Genomic DNA, 20,892 nt, shown 5'->3' with positions numbered 1-20,892 from the left:
ACGGTGGCTACCCACTCAGGGAAGCCTTCCTACACCACCCCGTGGGACACAACCCCGCCGACGAGCCATTCATTCATTGACCATTAGGATTTGAGGGCATACATGGGGGCCAACAACACCCCCCAGGCCTAGAGCTTCGGCTTGCCCAATACCGGGGGGTTACTTTTTGGGGCCTCGTCGAGTAATCGATGAGGCCCCATGCATTTCAACAAACTACCAACCACGATCGACGATCAAATCACCCTCCTGATAGAGCGGGGGATGCAGGGTGACCAGTCGCTGATGCGTCGTTGGTTGGAGACGGTCGGGTACGACCGGCTCAGCGCCTACTGGCTGCCCTTCGAGGTTCCTGCAGCGGATGGCCAGACCCGGTCCAAGCAGTTTGCCACGGACCTCCAGTTCGATACGATCGTCGACATTTACGTTTTCGATCGAAAGCTGCGATTGCTGGTCATGGAAGCGATCGAGCGTATCGAGATCGCGTTGCGGGCCCGTTGGACAAACCGACTGGCGCTAGCTCACGGCTCACATGCGCACCTGGATGCCGAGGTATTCCAATCGGGCTATGACCATATTGCATTGCTGTCGGCCCTTGCGAACAGGGCCAAAGATAGCAACGAGGTGTTTGTCGACCATTACCGCCGGAAATATACCGCACCGTTCATGCCGCCGATCTGGATCGTCACGGAGCTGATGACCTTTGGCGAACTCTCCCGTTGGTTTGCCGCCACGAAAGACCCGAAAATCAGGAGCGCGGTGGCCAAGGACCTCGGTCTGCCGTCTCGTGAAGTGCTCGAGGGTACTCTGCAACTGCTCTCCTACATCCGCAATATCTGCGCGCATCACGGCAGGCTCTGGAACCGGCATACCGTCAAGCGGCTGCCGTTGATCAAACGATTCAGCGGCGACCTGGTTATCGGGCAGCTCGAGACTGACAGCGGCATTCAAAATCAGCCTGCGAACCAGATCTACAATGCGCTGGTAGCCCTGATCCATATGCTGCGGCATCAGAGTCAGGACACGACATTCCCGCAGCGGGTAGCTGATTTGATCAAGTCGCGATCGCCAGCCAATCAACGTTCAATGGGATTTCCCGAAAACTGGGAAGCGAGGCCTTGCTGGCAAGGTTGATGTCGTGGATGCGGGTATAAGGCTCTGGACGGGAGCGAGACAGGCTGGAGTGAGGTATGTTGCAGCGCCTATCCGCGATTTCAGGAAAACCGGATTCTGAGTTCGAGGAAATCATTGATCGGTCTATATTAATTGGGAGTGGACAGTCCCGAAATGTCTATCCAGTTATTGGCAGTTTGGGATTCGTAGTCAAAGAGATGAAAAGGCCTTTCCCCCACGCTAACATTGTAGAGTGGATTGTTTGGGGTGCGCTCACGAAGATGGCTGAAGATTACGTCGGAACAAAGTCAAATCCAGAAATTCAACACCTTTTTGCATCATGTCACGCAATCAGTGAGACCGGGAAATTTCTAGTTATGGAGCGCTTGTTCCGGCTGGGAGAAAGCGACTCATTTCACAGGGAGGATTATCCTTCCTGGCTGAATGATATCAAGCCTCCAGCATTCGGTTTGGATACTGCATTTGGCAAGGACGCTTACGGAAAAGTCAAAGTCATGGATTACGCGGAAGTCAATTTCTATGAGGTCCTCAACCCGCTGAACTGCGGATAGGACTGTGTTCTCCAATCTCCTGCGGCCTCATGCCCAACGACGGCTCAAGCCGCCAGCGCCCTATCCAGCACATCGGTGATAGAGTCCGCTGCGATCATTGCCGGCTGGGCTGCAAGATGGGCATAGCGCGCGGTGGTCTGCACTTGGGTGTGGCCCAGAAGCTTGCCGATGATGGGCAGAGAGTGTCCGGCTGCAATCGCCGTCGATGCGAACGTGTGCCGCAGATCATGGATGCGGACTTCGGGAAGTCCGGCTCGTGTCCGCACCCGCTGCCAGAAGGGTTGCAGATCGGTTAAGCGCTGGCCAGGTATTATCCCTGTGATGACCCAAGGGTTGCCAGGTAGGCGAGGGGCATTCTCCAGCAGCTCGCAGGCGGGGCGCCCGAGGAACACCTTCTTCGCCCCCGATTTGGAGTCCGGCAGGTTGAGGGTGCGGGCTTGGAGATCCACATAGTCCCACTGCAAGGTCATGATCTCGCTCAGGCGGCATCCGGTGTAGATGAGCAGCCTGATGGCGAGGATGGCAGACGGCATCTCGCGGCCTTCCTGCTCTACCTCGCGCAGCACGTTTCCAAGATGCTTGATCTCGTCCAGGCTCAGGTAGCGCTCGCGTTTCACCTCGGGGTATTTCTGGATCAGACGGCGCGGGTTGCTCCCATCGGGCCGCAGGCCCCAAAGCTCGGCCAGATTGAACATCTTGGAGATGATCTCGAGGCAGCGGTTTGCCTCATAGGGAATGTGCCGCAGGTCATGATGGAATTTGGTGACTTCAGCACGCGTGATTTCCGTGACCAGTATCTTCCCCAGTTTGGGCAGGATGAATTTGGCGAGCGAGCGCCGGTAGCCCTTGGCGGTGCTTTCCTTAACTCGCAGCGAGATGTGCTGCTGGTCAAACCTTGCGGCGAGGTCCTCGACCAATAGCGCCGTGCGCTTGGCCTCTCGGTCGGCGGCGGGGTCTTTGCCACTTCGGGCATCAGCTAAGATGGCGAGAGCCCGGCTGCGTGCCTGTTCGGTGGTAAGGACGGTGCTCGGGCCGAGTGAGATCCGGCGAGATCGCCGCCCAGCGCGATACTGGACGATGTATTGTCGGCGCCCTGATGGCAGAACCCGCAGGCCAAGGCCCGGGATGTCCTCATCCCAGATGTAATATTCCTTGTCCCTTGGGGCGGCCGCCTCGACCGCGCGTTTGGTTATCTTGGTCATGTCCGTGTCACTTCTGTCGATCGGATTTGTGACCGCGGCTGGCTGGTTGCACCCTGGTGGTTGGCGGCCCACCTCGATGCGACCCGACTTGCCTTGGCCGACGCAACGGGTGCTGATCAGTGCCTTTTAAGTCAACGAACATATTGAAAAAAAGTAATAAAAGGAAAATAGACGTAATCGGGCGTATGGGGTGAGAGAGCCCGAAGGCTGCCCCGTCGGCCATTCGTTCGAATCGCCGACTGCATTCCGGCAACCTTCGCCGAACGTGCCGTAAGCACTGTGGAAGCAAGAGGGGGCAAAGAGGGGCCAATGTCGTCGCAATCGTGCGGGGGAGGGGGCCGCTAGACATTCGCCCATCTGTCGGTAATGTCGCACTTATGTCGGTTGCGGAGAGATGCATCTAAGCTATTGAAAATGCAGCTCATAACCTGAAGGTCGTAGGTTCAAATCCTACCCCCGCAACCACACAGCATAACACACACGCCGCTCCACACACGCACGTGCGCCTTTCTTGTGTCCAACGCAGACGCGGTTAAGTCAGGCGGTCAACCGCGATATTGATGCGGTTCAAGGCCTATCGCACCTGGCGCTTCGATCTCGAATAGCGCCCCCGCCAACGTATCGTTCGGTCGGCCATCTCCGGCGGACGTTGCGAACATCCGCGTCAGGTCCGCGCCAGCGAAGCAGACGTTGGTGATCTGCGGCGTAGGCAGCGCGATCTCGCGGTCCAGCATGCCATCGGGATGGAACCGAGCGATTCTGCCACCGCCATAGAACGCGATCCACAGACCGCCATCCCGGTCGCAGGTCATGCCATCCGGCGAGCCGGTTGTTCCATCGAAATGCAGGTGTGGTTCGCGCGGACCCAGACTGCCCTCGGCATTCAATGCGTACTTCCACACCTGTCCGATGCGGCTGTCGGTGTGGTAGAGAACCGTTCCATCGGGGCTCAGTGCCGGGCCATTGGCGATGGTAATTCCATCATCGTGACGGCTGATCGTGCCATCCGGGTCAAGGCGGTAGAGCGCGCCCGTTGGCGGCCAGTTTGTGGCCGGCTGCTCGAGGAATGGCATCGATCCAGCCCAGATCCGGCCATGCGCATCCGCCTTGGCATCGTTCAAGCGATTGCCGGGGCGCTCGGGCTGCGGATTGGCGATCAGCTCCAAATGGAACGGATCAAGATCGAGGCGGTAAAAGCCCGACGCGAGACCGACGACAAAGCCACCCGCCGCCCGCTCGATGATCCAGCCGATCGCCTCGGGCATGTCCCAATGGCAGATCGCATCATCGGCAAGGCTCATGCGCCACAACTTGCGGCCGAGAATGTCGGTCCAGAACAGGGCGTTCTCGCGCGCGCTCCAGAGGAGGCCCTCGCCGAGGATATCGCACGTGTCGCGGGGGATGGCGCGGACAGCCGTCATGGCTCAGTGGCTGTCGCGCGGGAGGCCGTGGGTCTGGGCGATCCGCTGGTATTGGACCGCGGACTCGATGACAGCCCCGCCGGGATACTGGCCGGTGATCTGGCGGTGGAGTTCCTGCCAGGGCGTTTGCGGCGCGGGAATGGCGACCCCGCCGCCGCCGAGCGCCTCGCGGCGGCGCTGGAGTTCATCCTCCGGCACGAGCATTTCGGCGGTGCGGCGCTTGAGGTCGATCCGGATGCGGTCGCCGGTTCGGAGCAGGGCAAGTCCGCCGCCAACGGCAGCCTCGGGCGCGGCATTGAGGATCGAGGGGCTGCCGGAGGTGCCGGACTGGCGACCGTCGCCGATGCACGGAAGCGCATCGACACCGGCGCGGATCAAGGCCGCCGGAGCACGCATGTTGACGACCTCGGCACCGCCCGGATAGCCGATCGGTCCGACGCCGCGGATGACCAGCATGCAGGTCTCGTCGATGTCGAGGTCGGGATTGTCGATATTGGCGTGATAGTCTTCCGGCCCTTCGAACACGATCGCCCTGCCTTCGAATGCATCGGGATCGTCAGGGTTGGAAAGATAGCGTGCGCGGAACGCGTCGGAAATGACGCTTGTCTTCATCACAGCGGCTTCAAAGAGATTACCCGAAAGCACGGTCAGCCCCGCGTTGGGGAGCAATGGCTCCGCGAGCGGCTTGATCACGCGGGTATCCGCAATCTGGGCGTCGGCGTAGTTTTCGGCGAGAGTGCGCCCATTGCAGAACAAGGCGCTGCCATCGAGCAGCCCTGCTCGCAGCAGTTCACCGACCACAGCAGGGACCCCTCCGGCGCGGTAGTAATCCTCCCCGAGGTATTCGCCCGCCGGCTGCAGGTTGACCAGCAGCGGAATGCCCGCGCCATGATCCTGCCAATCGTCCAGCGTGAGGTCGACGCCCATGTGGCGCGCGATGGCGTTGAGGTGGATCGGGGCGTTGGTCGAACCGCCGATGGCACTGTTGACGCGGATCGCGTTGAGGAACGCCGTGCGCGTCATGATGTCCGAAGGCTTGCGATCGGCCTTGACCATTTCGACGATGGCAAGGCCGGTCTCGTAAGCGGCCTGCTGGCGATCACGATAGGGGGCAGGGATCGCCGCCGAGCCGGGCAGCGCCATGCCGAGTGCTTCGACGAGCGAATTCATCGTCGTCGCGGTGCCCATCGTGTTGCAAAAGCCGGTCGAAGGCGCGGATGAGGCGATCAGTTCGATAAAGCCGCGGTAGTCGATCTCGCCCGCCGCGAGGAGTTCGCGCGCTTTCCAGATGATCGTGCCCGAACCGGTGCGTTCGCCTTTGAACCAGCCGTTGAGCATGGGGCCGACCGAAAGCGCGATGGCCGGAATATTGACCGTTGCCGCGGCCATCAGGCAGGCGGGCGTCGTCTTGTCGCAGCCGACGGTGAGGACGGTGCCGTCGAGCGGGTAGCCATAGAGCACTTCGACGAGCGAGAGGTAGGAGAGGTTGCGGTCGAGGGCTGCGGTGGGGCGCTTGCCGGTCTCCTGGATGGGGTGGATCGGAAACTCGATGGGAATGCCGCCTGCGTCACGGATCCCGTCGCGGATGCGTTCGGCCAGCACGAGATGGTGGCGGTTGCAGGGCGCGAGATCGCTGCCGGTCTGGGCAATGCCGATGATCGGCCGATCGGATTGCAGCTCCGCCACGGAGAGCCCGAAGCTGAGATAGCGCTCGAGATAGAGCGCGGTCATATCGGGGTTGCTTGGATTGTCGAACCATGCGCGCGACCGCAGGCGGGGAGCGCTGGATCCGTTGTTCTGTTCTGTCATGCGAAATCTACCCCAACTCGGTTTTGTTCAGCCTGCGAGCTTGGCAAAGGCTCCACCAGCCTCGACCGAGCTCACCTCGGGAATGCCCGTGCCCGGCGATCATTCCCATTGTTCCACACCATGCGCCTGCCCAACGGTCCGGCAAAGGGCGGTCTCCTGCCGCCATGATCCGGAACCGAGTTTTCGCCGCTTCAGCAATGATGACGCAACATCATCCGCTGTGCGATAGCCAATTTCTTCATTATAGCATATATATCAGATAAAATATTCCCAACAGGAGATACCCATGGGTGAACGCATCAGGCTGGCGCTGGTCGGCATCGGCAAGATCGCTCGCGATCAGCATCTTCCGGCCATTGCCGCCGACGCGGGATTCGAGCTTGCCGCAGCAGTGAGCCGCAATGGACGCGTCGAGGGCGTGCCGAATTTCACCGATATTGCGGCGCTGATCGAGAGCGGTCTGCCGGTCGACGCGGTCTCGCTGTGCACGCCGCCGGTGGGGCGGCACCGGATTGCGGCGCAGGCGCTGGCGGCGGGCAAGCATGTCATGCTGGAAAAGCCGCCGGGTGCAACTCTGACGGAAGTGCATCAGTTGCAGGTGCAGGCGCGCGGGGCCGGTCGCAGCCTGTTTGCGACGTGGCATTCGCGCCATGGGGCGGGCGTTGCCGGAGCGGCGGCATGGCTGGCGGACAAGCAGATCCGGCGGGTGGACATTGTCTGGCACGAGGACATTCGCGTCTGGCACCCGGGGCAGGAATGGATTCTGGCCGCAGGCGGGCTTGGCGTGTTCGATCCCGGTATCAACATGCTGTCGATCCTGACGGCGATCCTTCCCGGTCCTCTGCGGCTGGCGGGCGCACGGCTCATCTTTCCAACCGGGCGAGATGCGCCGATTGCCGCCAGCCTTGAAATGATTCACGACGAGACCGCACCTGTTATCGCCGATCTCGATTTCCATGCGACCGGGACACCGCGCTGGGACATCGTGATCGAAGCAGACCGCGGCACGCTCCTGCTGAAGGATGGCGGCGCGCGGCTGTGGATCGACGGGGCGGAGCAGGTTGGCGACGCGATCGGCGAATATCCGGCGCTTTATCGGCGCTTTGCGCAGCTGGTTGCTGCTGGGGAAAGCGATTGCGACCTGCGCCCGATGACGCTGGTGGCTGATGCGTTCCTGCTGGGCGAACGGACCGAAACCGATCCGTTCGCCTTCTGAGGTTCAGGCCGAGCGCCAGATCGAGAGGTCTCGCGGGCCGACGGTGCGGGCGCCGAGCAGGAATTCCGCGCCTTCAGGGGCAGGTGCTTCGGTGGGTTCCGCGCCGTAATTGATCGCGAACGTGAGGTCGCCCCGGCGGCGGATGCGCAGCATGCCGGTGAGCGGCGTGGTTTGGAGCCCGGCTTCGGCGGCCATCGCGGCGACCACGGCATCGAGCGCGGCATCTTCGACGAGCGTCGCGAGGTAGTGGACCTTGCCGTGGCGGACCATCGCAGGGCTGCCGTCCTCATAGCGGCCGAGGACGGTGCAGTCGCCGGGATCAATTGATTCGCGCCAGATGCCGCTGACGTAGGACGCATTGCCGATGGCGATCGAGCCGGGGCAATCGGGGCGCAGAGTTTCGACCGCCAGCACGCGGATCGGCACCAGCGGACGCAGGCGGCCGGGAGCGAGGCCTTCCGGGATGGTGACGTCATGGGTCTTCGCACCCGAGCGCGGGCCGATCAGCACGAGGCCGTCTGCGGCCTGCAGGCGTGCAGCGGCTTCCGGGGTCGGCAGGGCGAGCGCGGGGACGAGAACCATGGCGTAACCGCTGAGGTCCGCGCCGGGGGCGACGAAATCGACATCGAGGCCGAGACGGCGGGTCGCGCCGTACCAGGCGGTGAGGATCTTCTGGTAATCGTAGCCGCGGCCCTGCTGCTCGATCTGGCCGAGCCAATCGGATTCGTGGTCGATCACAATGGCGACCGGCGCCTTGGTGGGAGCGGGCAGTTCGATCCGGCTCAGTTCGGCGTGGAGCTGCTCGACTTCGGGCCAAGCTTCCGCATGCGTGCAATCGGGGCGGAGCAGACCGGCGTGCATCTGCTCCTGCGCATAGGGCGCCTGCCGCCAGCGGAAGAAACTGACCACCGCCGCGCCATGGGCGAAGGCTTCCCACGACCACAGGCGGACCATGCCGGGGGCGGGGCGAGGGTTGTGGTTGGCCCAGTTCACCGGGCCGGGCTGCTGCTCCATGATCCAGAACGGACGGCCGGTGAGGCCGCGCGTCTGATCGAACAGGATACCCTGAAAGTCCGGGTGGCCGGTGCGCATGAGCGGGGCGAAATCGGCAGGCGAGGACTTGGCGAGCGCGAGATCGGCGCGGCCGAGCGGGTAGTTGTCGTAAGCCGCGAAATCGAGATCGGCGGCGAGCGCGTGGTTGTCGACGCCGGTTTCGGGCATCGGGATGAAGTTGTGGGTCACCCAGCGGCCCGGCGAATGGGCGCGGATGATCGCGATCATGTCGGCGTGGAAGCGCACGACCATGTCGGAGGAGTAGCGGCGCCAGGCCATGCGGTGCGCCGGGCTGGTTTCGGTGACGGCACCGACCGGCATCTCGATCTCTTCGAAGCTGCGGTATTCCATCGACCAGAATACGTTGCCCCACGCCGCATTCAGCGCGGCGATGTCGGCGTACTGCTCGCGGCACCACGTGCGGAAACCGGCGTGCGCGGCGGGGGAGGCGCTGATCGCGGTGTTGTGGCAGCACAGCTCGTTGTCGGTCTGCCAGCCGGCGACATAGGGGTTCTCACCATAGCGCTCGGCAACGGCGGTGCTGATGCGCATGGCTTCGCGGTGCCAGACGGGGCTGGAGAAATCGGTGTGGCGGCGCGAGCCGAAGCCGCGGGTGCGGCCGGTTTCGGGATCGACCGGGAGAATCTCGGGATACATGTCGATCAGCCACTTCGGCGGCGTGGCCGTGGGCGTGCACATCACGACCTTCAGCCCGGCATTGCCCAGCGTTTCGATCGCGCGGTCGAGCCAGTCCCATTCGAAGCGACCGGGATCGGGCTCGATCCGGCTCCAGGCGAACTCGGCGATGCGGACATAGGTGAGGCCGAGCGCGGCCATGCGCCGGGCGTCATCCTCCCACCATGCTTCGGGCCAGTGTTCGGGATAGTAGCAGACGCCAAGCATGCTGTTTCCTTCGGGATCGTCAGGGATTCGAATTAAGGGTTGCAGGGCGGCGCTGGTCGGCGGTAACCCGGCACGGCTCAATTATCATATAAATCCATCTTTGCCACCGAAAGGTCGTCCATGGCTGCCCCCCTTTCCGCCGCCTATCGCCTTGATGGCGCAAACGTCTCGCTGGTGGTGGAGATCATCGCCGAGGTTCCGGCGGTGCGCTATTGGGGGCCGCGGCTGCCGGATGACCTTGATCCGGCAGAGCTCTCCGCGCTGGCAGCGCGGGCGGAGGCAAATGCTTCGCCGGCTTATGAGGCGCCGCTCGCGCTGACGCCGCAGGCGGGGCAGGGCTTTCCGGGGAGGCCGGGGCTGACCGCGCATCGTGGCGGGCTGGACTGGGCGAGCTATGCATTGCTGGTGGACGTGGAGCAGGCGGCGGACCGCTTGGTCTTCACAAGCCGTGACGATGCGCATGGGCTGGAGTTGGTGCACGATCTTCAGCTTTCCGGCGATGTGCTCGCGGCAACGACGCGGTTGACGAACATCGGGGCAGAGGCGCTGCAAGTCGATCACCTCGCCGCGCCGGTCATTCCGCTGCCGGGCTTTGTCGGGCAGATCATCGGTTTCGAAGGCCGCTGGTCGGGTGAGTTTCAGCTGCGGCGTCAAGACCTTGGCATGGGCACATGGCTGCACGAGAATCGGCGCGGGCGGACGAGTCATGATGCGTTTCCCGGGCTGCTGGCGACCGAACGCGACGCAAATGAGACGCGCGGGCTGGCCTTTGGCTTCCACCTTGGTTGGAGCGGGAACCACCGGCTTTCGGTCGAAACGCTGGCTGATGGACGGCGTTCGGTGGCAATGGAAGCGCTTTTTATGCCGGGCGAGATTTCGCTGGCGCCGGGTGAGAGCCTGACTACGCCGGCGATCTTTGCGACGGTTTCGGATGCCGGTTTGGGCGCTGTTTCGCGGCATTATCATGCCTTCTTGCGCGCGCGGCCCGAGCACCAGCGTCTGCGCGCGAAGCCGCGGCCGGTGCACTACAACAGCTGGGAAGCGGTTTACTTCGATCACGATCCGCAGGTCTTGATGGCGCTGGCCGAGAAGGCGGCGGCGGTCGGTGTCGAGCGGTTCGTGCTCGATGATGGCTGGTTTGGCAGCCGCCGGAGCGACCGCGCGGGGCTGGGAGACTGGCAGGTGAGCCCTGATGTCTATCCGCAAGGGCTGGGGCCGCTGATCGACAAGGTGCGCGCGCTCGGTATGGAGTTCGGGCTGTGGGTCGAGCCGGAAATGGTCAATCCGGACAGCGACTTGTTTCGCGCGCATCCCGAATGGGTGCTGGGGACGCCGCCTGCGCCGCAGATCCCGTTCCGGCATCAGCTGGTGCTCGATTTCGGGCGGCCAGAGGTGCGCGAGCGGATGTACGCGGACGTGGCGACGCTGCTGGAGGAATATCCGATCGCCTACCTCAAGTGGGACATGAACCGCGATCTCAGCCAGCCCGGCGGAGCGGATGGGCGCGCGGGGGCAACGGCGCATGTGCTGGGGCTCTATGAAGTACTGGATCGGCTGCGCGCGAGTTATCCGGCTGTCGAGATCGAAAGCTGCGCATCGGGCGGTGGGCGTGCGGACTTCGGCATTCTGGCGCGGACGGACCGGGTGTGGACAAGCGACAGCAACGATGCGCTCGACCGGCTTTCGATCCAGCGCGGGTTTTCGCATTTCTTCCCGGCGGAACTGATGGGCGCGCATGTCGGGCCGACGCGCTGCCATATCACCGGGCGGGTGCTGTCGATGCCGCTGCGGGTGGCGACGGCGCTGTTCGGGCATATGGGGATTGAGGCTGATCTGCGCGCGCTGGATGCCGAGGAAACCGCCGACCTTGCTGCCGGGGTGGCGCTGCACAAGGCGCACCGCGATCTGATCCACACCGGTGCGCTGCACCGGATCGATGCGGCGGAGGGCGTGAATGCCTTTGCCGTGATGGCGGAGGACGGCGGCGAGGCGCTCGTTTCCTACACGATGCTGACCGAGCAGCGCGGCTATTTCGCTGAGCCGCTACGTTTGGCGGGGCTAAATCCCGCGGCGGAATATGACCTCAAGGCGGTCTGGCCGCTGCGCCTGAAAGCGGAATGGCCGCTCAAGCAGGGCGGGCGGTTTCGGGGCGCCGCGCTGATGCAGGCCGGGTTCCACCCGCCGCGCCTCCATCCGGGCACGGCGGTGATCCTGCACCTGAAGCGCTAGAGCGCCTTGTAGGCCGCGATAAAGGCCGCGGCGCGCTTGGCAAGGGCCTCGGGCGTGATTCCGGGGCTGTAGAGCGCCGAGCCGATGCCGAACCCGGCAGCACCGACGGCGTGCCAGGGCGCCATCGTTGTCGGCGAAATGCCGCCGACGGGGAGCACGGCGGTGCCTGTGGGCAGGACCGTGCGGATGGCCTTGAGCACGGCAGGGCTGGCGGCTTCGGCAGGGAACAGCTTGAGCGCGCGGGCGCCCGCTTCGAGCGCGGCAAAGGCCTCGCTGGGGGTCTGGAAGCCGGGGACGGCGATCAGACCGCGTGCGGCAGCGGCGGAAATGACCGCGGTGTTGGTGTTGGGCGAGACGATCAGGGTCCCGCCGACCTCCGCAACCGCTTCGACCGCAGCGACATCGAGCACGGTGCCCGCGCCGACCAGCGCGCGGCCTTCAAGGCGCTTCGCGAGGCGCGCGATGCTTTCGAGCGGACAGGGAGAGTTGAGCGGGACTTCGATCAGGGTGAACCCGGCTTCGACGAGCACATCGCCGATATCGTCCGCCGTTTCGGGCGTCAGGCCGCGCAGGATCGCGACAAGCGGCATCGCGGCAAAGGCGTCGTTGAAGGCATCGGCAGTGGTCATGCAAGCAAGCTCCAGATCTGGGTAATTCCGGCGAGGAAGGCGGCGTGGCTGTCGACCAGCCGGGCCTTGCAGCCGAGTTCATTGAGTGCGGCGAGGTAGAGCGCACCGAGCGCGGGGGAGGCGAGGACGTCGACGCCGTCAGCCGGGGCGCCTGCGAAATCGCTGTCCAGTCGGGCCGAGCAGTCGCTGCCGATGAGGAGACCGCTGACGTAGGAGGCCTGATCGGCCCGGTCGCGCTTGCCGAGCACGAGCGAAGCGCGGGCGCCGAACAGCTTGGCGAGGAGATCACCGCCGCGGGCGGCCGCGACGCCATTGCGGAATGACGCACCGGGTTCAACCGCGCCATCAAGTCCATCGGCGAGGAGGCCGCCATTGCCGAGCTGAGCGAAGATCTCGCCGGTCATGGCCGTGGTGAAATCGACGAGCTCTCCGCCTGCCAGCCGTGCCCACTTGGCGTGCGTGCCGGGCTGGCAGAGCCATGAATCGGGGTTTACGAGACCGGCGGCGGCAGCGCCCAGCAACTGCACTTCCTCGCCGCGCATGATGTCGGCGCGGCCGTCGCTAACGCGCGAGACGCCCGGAACGATGGCGGTGCGGCCGCGTTCCACCCAGTGAACTGCATGCGCGATAGCGGCGAGGCTGGCGGGTGCGGGGACGTAGCCGGCATCGACCCAGCCGCGGTTGGAGCCGACCATGCCGGCGCAAAGCATTGGCAGATCGCCCCAGCGCGCGCGCATCGCGGCGGCTTCGGCGGGAAAACTGCTGCCGCCCATGTTCAGGATTCCGCGGTCATCCTGCGCCGTATCCAGTATGGTTCCGTCTGCCGCGAGCACGAAGACGCGGCGGTTGGTCGAGCCCCAATCGACAGCGAGCAGGGTGGCTTGCAAGGGTATCTCCGATCAGGTGTTTACGTAATTATCATATCTATCTGACTTTGATGTCAGGAGGAATTGAATTATGCGCTCCAAATGCGTAATCGTTAGCAGGCTTGGTGAACAGGAAAGTCAGCGCCATCACGACCGACACCTTCCCTAACGAAATGCGTACCAGCCTCGGCCGGAATCTGACGTATGGTCTGCTCGATGTGATCGGGCGCGGCATCGTGATCGGCGAGTATGATAATGTAGCGTTTCCGACCGAAGCCGAACTGGCCCGCAAGCATGGTGTGAGCCGTGCGGTGACGCGCGAGGCGGTGAAGATGCTGACGGCCAAGGGCCTGCTGAGCGCGCGGCCCCGGCAGGGGACGATCATCCAGCCGCAATCCTCGTGGAACCTGTTCGACAGTGACGTGCTGCACTGGCTGCTCGAGCGCAAATTCTCGGTCGAGCTGCTGCGGCACTTCAACCAGCTGCGTGTAGCAATCGAGCCGGAGGCGGCGGCACTGGCGGCGATGCAGGCGACCGAGCAGGAATGCGCGGCGATGGGCGCCGGGCTGGCGCGCATGGTTGCCGCCGAAGCGGGGGCGGACAATACGCTGGCGGCGGACATTGCGTTCCATGTCGCGGTGCTCGAAGGCTCGGGCAATCCGTTCTACAAGCAGTTTCGCGACATGGTGGCGAGCGCGCTGGCGACGTCGATCCATTTCACCAACCGGATCAAGGGCCGCACCGCCAGCATCGAGGATCACCGCGCGGTCTATGACGCCATCCTGCGCCGTGACAGCGATGGCGCACGCTGCGCGATGCGACGGCTGATCGGCGATGTGCTCGAACTTATCGGCGAGGCCGAGGCGACGGCCAGCGCCTAGATGTAGGTGACGTCGGGCGCCGGGGGGGCCGTGCGCTGCCAGAAGCGGACGAGACTTGCCCGCTTGCCGAAGACCAGCCGGTTCACCGCCAGCGAGAACGCGATCGAGGACCACAGCGTCACGAACATCAGGTGGATGTAGTGCAGGCCGAACGGCGCGTGGACGAAGGTGAAGTAAGCATAAAGCGAGATGCCGAACAGCACCGCGCCGATGGCCGCGCGGGCATCGACATCGCGGAACAGCAGGCCGACGATGAAGGCCGAGAGGATCGGCATCGAGAACAGGCCGTTCAGCTGCTGCAGCAGATTGATGATGCTGACGGCGTTGGAATAGACCGGGATCAGCGCGACGGCGATCAGGATCAGCACGGCTGACGTCACGATGTTGAGCGTGCGGACGCTGGCCTTGGGGTTCACGTACTTCTGGTGAATGTCGCAGATGTAGAGCGCGGCCGAGGAGTTGAGGATCGCGACGAAGTGGGTCGCGACGCTGGTGACAAGGATCGCGGCAAAGGTACCCGCCAGCCAGCCGGGGAGGACATTGCCGACGAGCTTGCCGAACGCGGCATCGTGGACATTGCCGTAGAGCTTGTAGGCGACGATGCCGGGCAGGACGACAATGGCCGGGACGATCATCAGGCGGATCACGGCGGCGGCAAGCACGCCCTTCTGCGCTTCGCGTACCGAGGGTGAGGCCATCGCACGCTGGGTGATCGCCTGGTTGGTCGACCAGTAGAAGATCTGGATGAACAGCATGCCGGTCAGCAGCGTGTGCCAGGGGATCGGCGAGTCATTGCCGCCGATCAGCGTGAGGCGTTCGGCCGGGATGCCCGAGAAATCGAAGCCGATCGCCTGCAGCGAAAGGAACACCAGCAGCAGGCAGATGAACAGCAGGCTGGCGCCGCTGAAGGTTTCGGAAATCGCAACGGCGCGCAGGCCCCCGAGTACGCCATAGCCTGCGCCCAATGCGGCGATGCAGAAGCCGACCATGACTAGCGGCAGATCGATCCCGAACACGCTGCGTAGGAACAGCGCGCCGGTGTAAAGCGCGCTCGGCATCGAGATGAACAGGTTGCCGAACAGGAACAGCGTAGAGATCATCGTGCGGATGCGGTCGTCGTTGTAGCGCCGCTCGAGCAGCTCGGTCGTCGTGACGCACTGGTAGCGGTAGTAGATCGGCACGAAGACGAAGGCGAGGATAAGCAGGCCGAACACCGCGGCAAGCTCCCACCACGCGAGGAGCAGCATCTGGTTGCCGTTGGCGCCGACGAGCTGTTCGGTGCCGAGGTTGGTGATCGTGATCGAGCCGGCAACGTAGATCCAGGTGAGGCTGCCGCCGGCGAGGAAGAACTCGCGGTCCTCGTTCTGGCTGTGGGCATGGCTGGCGCGCGTGCGCCACCAGGTGAGACCACCGACCAGCAGGATGACAAGTGCGAAGGCGAGCAGCTGGGTGCTGCTGCCGATGGAGACGGCGGCGACCGGGGCGGCGGCGCTCATGCCCGGTGCGTCCGAGAGATCAGCGCGGACGCGGTGATAGGCTTTACCGGGATCTGTCCTGCCATGGCGTCTCTCGCTGAACGGGATAATATCGCATTTATCATATCACGGCTGCTACGCCTCCGGCGCGGCGAGGGCAAGCCCGTGTGTATCGCGGGGCGAATCACAAATGAAGCTGCACCGCGCTGCGGCTGATCGGGCGCTCGCCGTGGGCGTTGTGGAGCTGTTCGAGCCGGGTGAGCTGGCCGAGGCTGTGCATGACCGCGTGGATCGCACCGAGATGGCCATCGCGGTGAAGCCTTAGCAGTGCCGCATCATCGAGCGTTTCAAGCGCGAGCGGGTCGACGGTGTAGGCACCCTCGATATCCTGCTGGTGCTGGTCGGCATGGTGGAGCGTGATCGTCATCGGCGTGACGAGGCGCGCGGCGGTGATGGCGCTGATGAACGCGGCGGTCTTTTCGGCATCGGTGCGCATGGTCTGGAGGAGCGCGCGGCGGCCTGCAAGGAAAGGGGTTTCGGCGCCGCTTGCATCGAACAGTGCATGGCCGGAACCGGCGCCGATCAGGCTGCTGGTCTCGTCGATGCAGAGTTCCGGCTCGCCGCCTTCGGGCGCGCCGAGGTAGAACGGCAAGCGCATCACGTTGAGGGGGAGGTAGGTGGCGGCCCAGTTGCCGCCGAGCACGTAGAGGTTGCGGTTGGCGGCAAAGCCGAACAGCGCGACGAGGCGGAACTGGCCGGTGGCGCCGTCCTTGATGAGGACGATGGGATAGTCGCACAGGGCGAGCGGGATTTCGCTGAAGCCGAGGGGGACATGGCCGAGACCGGAAGCGGCGGCGAGATCGGTGCCTTGCCCGATGGTCAGGCTGGCATGGCGTTCGCGGCGAATCGCGGCGAGGGTGGCGCCGCTCATACCGCCTGGAACCCGTGCACGCGGACCGCATCGAGCAGCGCACGGTGCGAGGGGAGCGCGGCGAGCGCCTGCTCCTGCTGGCGCTGCGTGGCCATGAAGCAGCGCTGCGCGAGCGCGGCTTCGGCGGTGACCTGGCTGCCTTCGGCGAGATTGCATTCGAAACCCATGCCGTGGAGCACGTACTGGTAGCTGGGCCAGGAGAACACTTCGGGCTGATGCGGGAAATCCTGCGGGCCGGGCGGCAAGTGGCGCCAGAGTTCGAGTTGCTCCAGCAGGCGGTCCGGCACGGTCGCGGGATCGCGGTTGTCGCGCCAGAAGGCGGTGTCCTCGCGCTTGGTGAGGACATAGTGGAGCTTGAGGAAATCGATGATACGCGCCCAGTGGTGCTCGAACGCGGCGTTGAACTGGCGGGCGAGCGGGGCCATCACGGCGCGGCTTTGCGGCAGGCGCTCGGTGATGAAATCGACCGCGGTCTCGATCAGCATCAGCGCCGAGGCTTCGAGCGGTTCGAGGAAACCGTTGGCAAGGCCGACCGCGACGCAGTTCTTTTCCCAGAAGCGCTGGCGGTGGCCGGAGCGGATCGGGATGCGGCGGGTATCGAGCCCTTCGGCGACGGGGCCGAGGTAGGCGCGCAGGGTCGCCTCGGCCTCGTCATGGCTGGTGTGGCGGCTGGAATAGACATAGCCGGTGCCACGCCGAGTGGGGAGGCCGATGTCCCAGATCCAGCCCGCGCCTTGCGCGGTGGAGTTGGTCTGGCTGGCGACGGGATCGTCCTCGTGCTCGTAGGGCACCTGCAGCGCGACGGCGTGGTCTGCCAGCAGAACGTCACCGCAATCGATGAAGGGCACGCCGTAGGTCTGGCCGATCAGGAGGGCGGCGAATCCGGTGCAGTCGACGAAGAAATCGCCGGCGAGGAACCCGGTTTGCTTCGCTTCGACGCCGGTGACGAAGCCCGCGTCATCGACTTTCACACCGGTCACGTCGTCGGTGATGTGGCGCACGCCGAGCTTCTCGACACAGTGCTTCTTGAGCAGCGCAGCGAACTTCACAGCGTCGAGATGGTAAGCGTAGTTGGCGAGGCCGACATATTCGGCGGTGCTGATCGACTTGGGGGCAAGGCCCGCATCGCACAGCGCGGACTGGAAATCGACCGCGTGCGCGAAATCCGTACCCGCGCCGTCCTGCCGCCTGAGCCAGTGCGCGGAGAGGTTTATCTGAGTCGCGGCCTGCGGCGGGTTGAGCGGGTGATAATACGAATCGCCCGGCTCGCCCGTCACCCAGCCGGTGAAGCGCGCGCCCTGCTTGAAGGCGGCATCGCACGAGCGGAAGAATTCGGTCTCGGAAATCCCGATCTTGCGCAGCGTGTTGCGCATCGTGGGCCAGGTGCCCTCGCCGACGCCGATGGTGCCGATGGTCTCGGATTCGATGAGGGTGACCGAAACCCCGTTCTCGCCTCCCGGGCGGTGTGCTGCGGCGATGCGGGCAGCGGCAATCCAGCCGGCCGAGCCGCCGCCGACGATCACCACCTGCCGAACCCTGTCGTTCATGTCCTGCTCCCTAGACCCTTGTTTCTGCTGCCTTGCACGTCTTGGCAAGGCAGCGGTTCGTCGAAATCAGGTGCAGCAAATAAGCACCACTGCCTAGGCAATCCAGCTGCCCGAAAAACTTTCATTTGATTTATCTGATAAAACATATCAGTCAAATCTGTAACGGCGCGGGCATCCGCGTCGAAGCACTTGGCACGTCTCGACCGGCCACGGCGGGCGTCAACAAGGGGAGAGCCAGATTATGTCTCGTTTCAAGAGTTTAAACGCTATGGCGCGGATGCGCAGCCAAGCTCTGGCGTGCTGCAGCGCGCTGGCCATCGTGGGTGGTGCAGCCCCCGCATTCGCGCAGGACACGCTTGCCGGTGCCTCTTCGGAGCCCGAAGCGATCGTGGTGACCGGTATCCGCAGCTCGCTGCGCAGCGCGGCAGGCATCAAGAAGAACTCGCTCGCCATCGTCGACGCGATCAGCTCGGAAGACCTCGGCAAGTTCCCGGATACCAACGTTGCCGAATCGCTGCAGCGCATCCCGGGCGTCGCGATCGACCGCAGCAACGGTGAAGGCCGCTTCGTAACGGTGCGCGGTTTCGGTCCGGCGTTCAACACCGTCCTGGTCAACGGCCGTACCTTCGCGAGCGACAACCAGGGCCGCGAATTCTCGTTCGACCTTCTGGCGGCTGAACTGATCAGCGGCGCCGAAGTCTACAAGAGCTCGCAGGCCCGCCTGCAGGACGGTGGCATCGGCGCGACGCTCAACGTGAAGACGCCGCGTCCGCTCGACCTTGGCGGCTTCAAGGCGGTCGTTTCGGCCAAGGGCCAGTACGAGCGCAACAGCAAGAGCGCGACGCCGCAGGCCTTTGGCCTGATCAGCGACACTTTCGCTGACGACACGTTTGGCGTGCTGGCCTCGATTTCGTACCAGAAGCGCGATGCGCAGACCCGCTTCATTCAGAACCGCGGGTACATTCCGCGGACGACAGTCGGCCCGGCTGCCAACCCGCTGTTCACCAATGTCTTCGCGCCGCGCAACCAGGACGTCGGCCAGGATGACCAGCAGCGCGAACGCATCGGCGTGACCGGCACCGCGCAGTACCGCCCGAACGATCAGCTGACCTTCACGGTCGACGGCCTCTACAACCAGTTCAATGTGAACTCGCGCGTGCAGGCACTCGGCAGCTGGTTCGAGCCTTCGAGCTACACGGCGGCAGCGATCGATTCGAACCGTACGATCACTTCGCTGACCACGAACGGCAACGCCGACCTGATCCAGACCTCGAACAACCGTTTCGTGAAGACCTACGCGTTCGGCGGCAATGTCGAATGGAAACCCAATAGCAACCTGACGGTAAAGGCCGACGTTTCGTGGTCGCGCGCGAAGGATTCGGCCGGTGGCCGCAACTACTTCACCGTGATCGGCATTCCGAGCGTCTACAGCTTCCAGCAGGCGACGGGCAACGGGTTCCCCTCGACCACCGGGTACTCGGCGAACCTCACCAATGCCAGCGCCGGCCGTTCGCACATCGCGCTGCGCCAGGGCAACAGCGAGGCCGAACGCGTGCTCGAGTACAAGCTCGACACCGAGTGGAAGTCTGACGGCGGCGTGATCGATGCGGTCCGGTTCGGTTTCATCAACACCAACCGCAGCAAGAACAGCCAGAGCATCACGACCGATCCCAACGCGACCTGCCTCTACTGCGGTTACAACGAGGCCGCGAGCGCCGCGCTGCTCAGCCCGCTCACGCTCAATGCGCCTGGCGGTTCGGGCAGTGTGCCGACGCGCATTCTGACTTATGATCCGAACGCGTACTTCGCGTTCCTCGAAAGCGCCGGTCAGGCCGCTGCCCGCGACGCGGCGCGCAATCTGGCACCGGGGACCACGGCGGCCCTGTTGCGCTCGACAAACGGCTACGCCGCCTCGCCGCAGCCGAGCTCGTTCGCGGTCTCGGAAAAGGTCTTCGCCGGCTACATCGAAACTGATCTCAAGGGGAACCTCGGCTCGCTGCCGTGGACGGTCAACCTCGGTGCGCGCTACGTGCACACCGAGATCATCGCGAGCGGCCGCCAACTGGCGCTGACCGACCTGCTTCCGGTGCTGGGCGATCGGACGATCTACCAGGCGGTCTTTGCCAACGGCGGTGTTCCGGTGGCGACGGCGCAGCGCTCAAGCTACGACTACTTCTTGCCCAACATCAACGTAAGGGTGAACCTGACGGATAAGATCATCGCGCGCGTTTCCGCCTCGCGCACGCTGACCCGTCCGCAGATCCGCGACCTCGCGCCGCGCACCAACTTCGACGTGATCCGGCCCGCGAGCTTCGACGCGAGCGGCGGCAACCCGAGCCTGAAGCCCTACAAGGCAAACAACTTCGATATCTCGCTCGAGTGGTATCCGACCTCGACCACGACGCTGTCGGTTGCGGGCTATTACAAGAGCATCGAGGACTTCATCATTCAGACCCGTTCGCCGGAGCCGTTCACGATTGTCAATGCCGGCAATCTGCCGGTCGGCGGCGTGATCACTGGCCCGACCACCGCTACCGCAAGCGTGCGCCGTCCGCGCAACTCGGAGAACGTCTCGGTCCGCGGTGTCGAACTGAACGTGACGCATACCTTCGACTACCTGCCTGCGCCGCTTGACGGTCTGGGCATCTCGGCCAACGCCACGTTCGTGGACAGCAGCGCGGCGTTCGACGTGACGCGGTTCGACCAGTCGGTCGCGCTGGAAGGTCTCGGCAACAGCTACAACGTGACGGGCTTCTACGAAAAGAACGGCTTCGCCGCCCGTATTGCCTACAACCGCCGCGGCCGGTTCCTTGAATACCTTGTCACCCCCGGTCAGGGCGGTGATCCGGTGTTCCGCCGTCCGTTCGACCAGATCGACGTGCGCGTGAGCTACGACATCAAGAAGTTTGCGCAGGTCTTCGCGGAAGGCACCAACGTGACCAACTCGCGGAACATCACCACGGGCCGCTTCGACAACCAGGTGCTCGACTATATCGACACCGGTGCGCGCTGGGCTGCTGGCGTTCGCCTGAACTTCTGATCGTCCAC

The 20,892-nt window shown here is 64.1% G+C and carries 15 protein-coding genes; 6 read left to right on the top strand and 9 right to left on the bottom strand.

Features of this window, described 5'->3' with window-relative positions:
• The first annotated feature begins 198 nt into the window (after positions 1-198).
• Positions 199-1,131: an Abi family protein gene (locus tag IP83_RS11290; RefSeq protein ID WP_054122323.1), complete on the top strand. Its 933-nt coding sequence runs from the start codon at positions 199-201 to the stop codon at positions 1,129-1,131.
• 56 nt (positions 1,132-1,187) lie between these two features.
• Positions 1,188-1,682 carry a hypothetical protein gene (locus tag IP83_RS20915; protein WP_231625011.1) on the top strand — a complete coding sequence of 165 codons (495 nt, stop codon included), beginning with the start codon at positions 1,188-1,190 and terminating at the stop codon, positions 1,680-1,682.
• A gap of 44 nt (positions 1,683-1,726) precedes the next feature.
• Here IP83_RS20915 and IP83_RS11280 read toward each other — a convergent pair whose 3' ends face one another.
• From IP83_RS11280 to IP83_RS11270, 3 genes are all read right to left on the bottom strand, one after another.
• Complete coding sequence (locus tag IP83_RS11280; RefSeq protein WP_054122321.1) at positions 1,727-2,884, bottom strand: site-specific integrase; 1,158 nt, start codon at positions 2,882-2,884, stop codon at positions 1,727-1,729.
• 545 nt (positions 2,885-3,429) lie between these two features.
• Positions 3,430-4,305 (bottom strand): SMP-30/gluconolactonase/LRE family protein, encoded by an 876-nt coding sequence (locus IP83_RS11275; protein WP_054122320.1) that lies wholly within the window; start codon positions 4,303-4,305, stop codon positions 3,430-3,432.
• 3 nt (positions 4,306-4,308) lie between these two features.
• Complete coding sequence (locus IP83_RS11270; protein WP_054122319.1) at positions 4,309-6,114, bottom strand: IlvD/Edd family dehydratase; 1,806 nt, start codon at positions 6,112-6,114, stop codon at positions 4,309-4,311.
• 286 nt (positions 6,115-6,400) lie between these two features.
• Between IP83_RS11270 and IP83_RS11265 the strand changes: the two genes are divergently transcribed.
• On the top strand, positions 6,401-7,330 hold the full coding sequence (locus IP83_RS11265; protein ID WP_054122318.1) for a Gfo/Idh/MocA family protein: 930 nt from the start codon (positions 6,401-6,403) through the stop codon (positions 7,328-7,330).
• 3 nt (positions 7,331-7,333) lie between these two features.
• Here IP83_RS11265 and IP83_RS11260 read toward each other — a convergent pair whose 3' ends face one another.
• Positions 7,334-9,286, bottom strand: a complete 1,953-nt coding sequence (locus IP83_RS11260; RefSeq protein WP_054122317.1) for a beta-galactosidase — start codon at positions 9,284-9,286, stop codon at positions 7,334-7,336.
• A gap of 120 nt (positions 9,287-9,406) precedes the next feature.
• On the opposite strand from IP83_RS11260, the gene IP83_RS11255 reads away from it, so the two are divergent.
• Positions 9,407-11,515, top strand: a complete 2,109-nt coding sequence (locus IP83_RS11255; protein ID WP_054122316.1) for an alpha-galactosidase — start codon at positions 9,407-9,409, stop codon at positions 11,513-11,515.
• Here IP83_RS11255 and IP83_RS11250 read toward each other — a convergent pair.
• Both IP83_RS11250 and IP83_RS11245 read right to left on the bottom strand, forming a co-directional pair.
• Positions 11,512-12,144, bottom strand: a complete 633-nt coding sequence (locus tag IP83_RS11250) for a 2-dehydro-3-deoxy-6-phosphogalactonate aldolase (RefSeq protein WP_054122315.1) — start codon at positions 12,142-12,144, stop codon at positions 11,512-11,514. The two genes, IP83_RS11255 and IP83_RS11250, sit on opposite strands and share 4 nt — an antisense overlap.
• On the bottom strand, positions 12,141-13,031 hold the full coding sequence (locus IP83_RS11245) for a 2-dehydro-3-deoxygalactonokinase (protein ID WP_054122314.1): 891 nt from the start codon (positions 13,029-13,031) through the stop codon (positions 12,141-12,143). Before IP83_RS11245 ends, IP83_RS11250 begins: the two co-directional genes overlap by 4 nt.
• A 152-nt stretch (positions 13,032-13,183) precedes the next feature.
• Between IP83_RS11245 and IP83_RS11240 the strand changes: the two genes are divergently transcribed.
• Positions 13,184-13,891 carry a FadR/GntR family transcriptional regulator gene (locus IP83_RS11240; protein ID WP_054122325.1) on the top strand — a complete coding sequence of 236 codons (708 nt, stop codon included), beginning with the start codon at positions 13,184-13,186 and terminating at the stop codon, positions 13,889-13,891.
• On the opposite strand, the gene IP83_RS11235 is transcribed toward IP83_RS11240, so the two are convergent.
• From IP83_RS11235 to IP83_RS11225, 3 genes are all read right to left on the bottom strand, one after another.
• Positions 13,888-15,387, bottom strand: coding sequence for an SLC5 family protein (locus IP83_RS11235; RefSeq protein ID WP_054122313.1), 1,500 nt, complete (start codon positions 15,385-15,387; stop codon positions 13,888-13,890). The genes IP83_RS11240 and IP83_RS11235 overlap by 4 nt on opposite strands.
• A gap of 163 nt (positions 15,388-15,550) precedes the next feature.
• On the bottom strand, positions 15,551-16,297 hold the full coding sequence (locus IP83_RS11230) for a SapC family protein (RefSeq protein ID WP_054122312.1): 747 nt from the start codon (positions 16,295-16,297) through the stop codon (positions 15,551-15,553).
• A complete protein-coding gene (locus IP83_RS11225) occupies positions 16,294-17,844 on the bottom strand; it encodes a tryptophan halogenase family protein (RefSeq protein WP_054122311.1) in 1,551 nt (516 codons plus the stop codon). The genes IP83_RS11230 and IP83_RS11225 overlap by 4 nt, the downstream gene beginning before the upstream one ends.
• Positions 17,845-18,121: 277 nt before the next feature.
• Between IP83_RS11225 and IP83_RS11220 the strand changes: the two genes are divergently transcribed.
• Entirely contained in the window at positions 18,122-20,884 is a 2,763-nt protein-coding gene (locus IP83_RS11220) for a TonB-dependent receptor (RefSeq protein ID WP_197274343.1), read from the top strand.
• Positions 20,885-20,892 lie beyond the last annotated feature (8 nt).

Origin of the sequence: Novosphingobium sp. AAP93 (assembly GCF_001296055.1) — a bacterium.
In the GTDB taxonomy this organism is placed as follows: Bacteria; Pseudomonadota; Alphaproteobacteria; order Sphingomonadales; family Sphingomonadaceae; genus Novosphingobium.
This window is presented reverse-complemented; position numbering and strand designations above follow the sequence as displayed.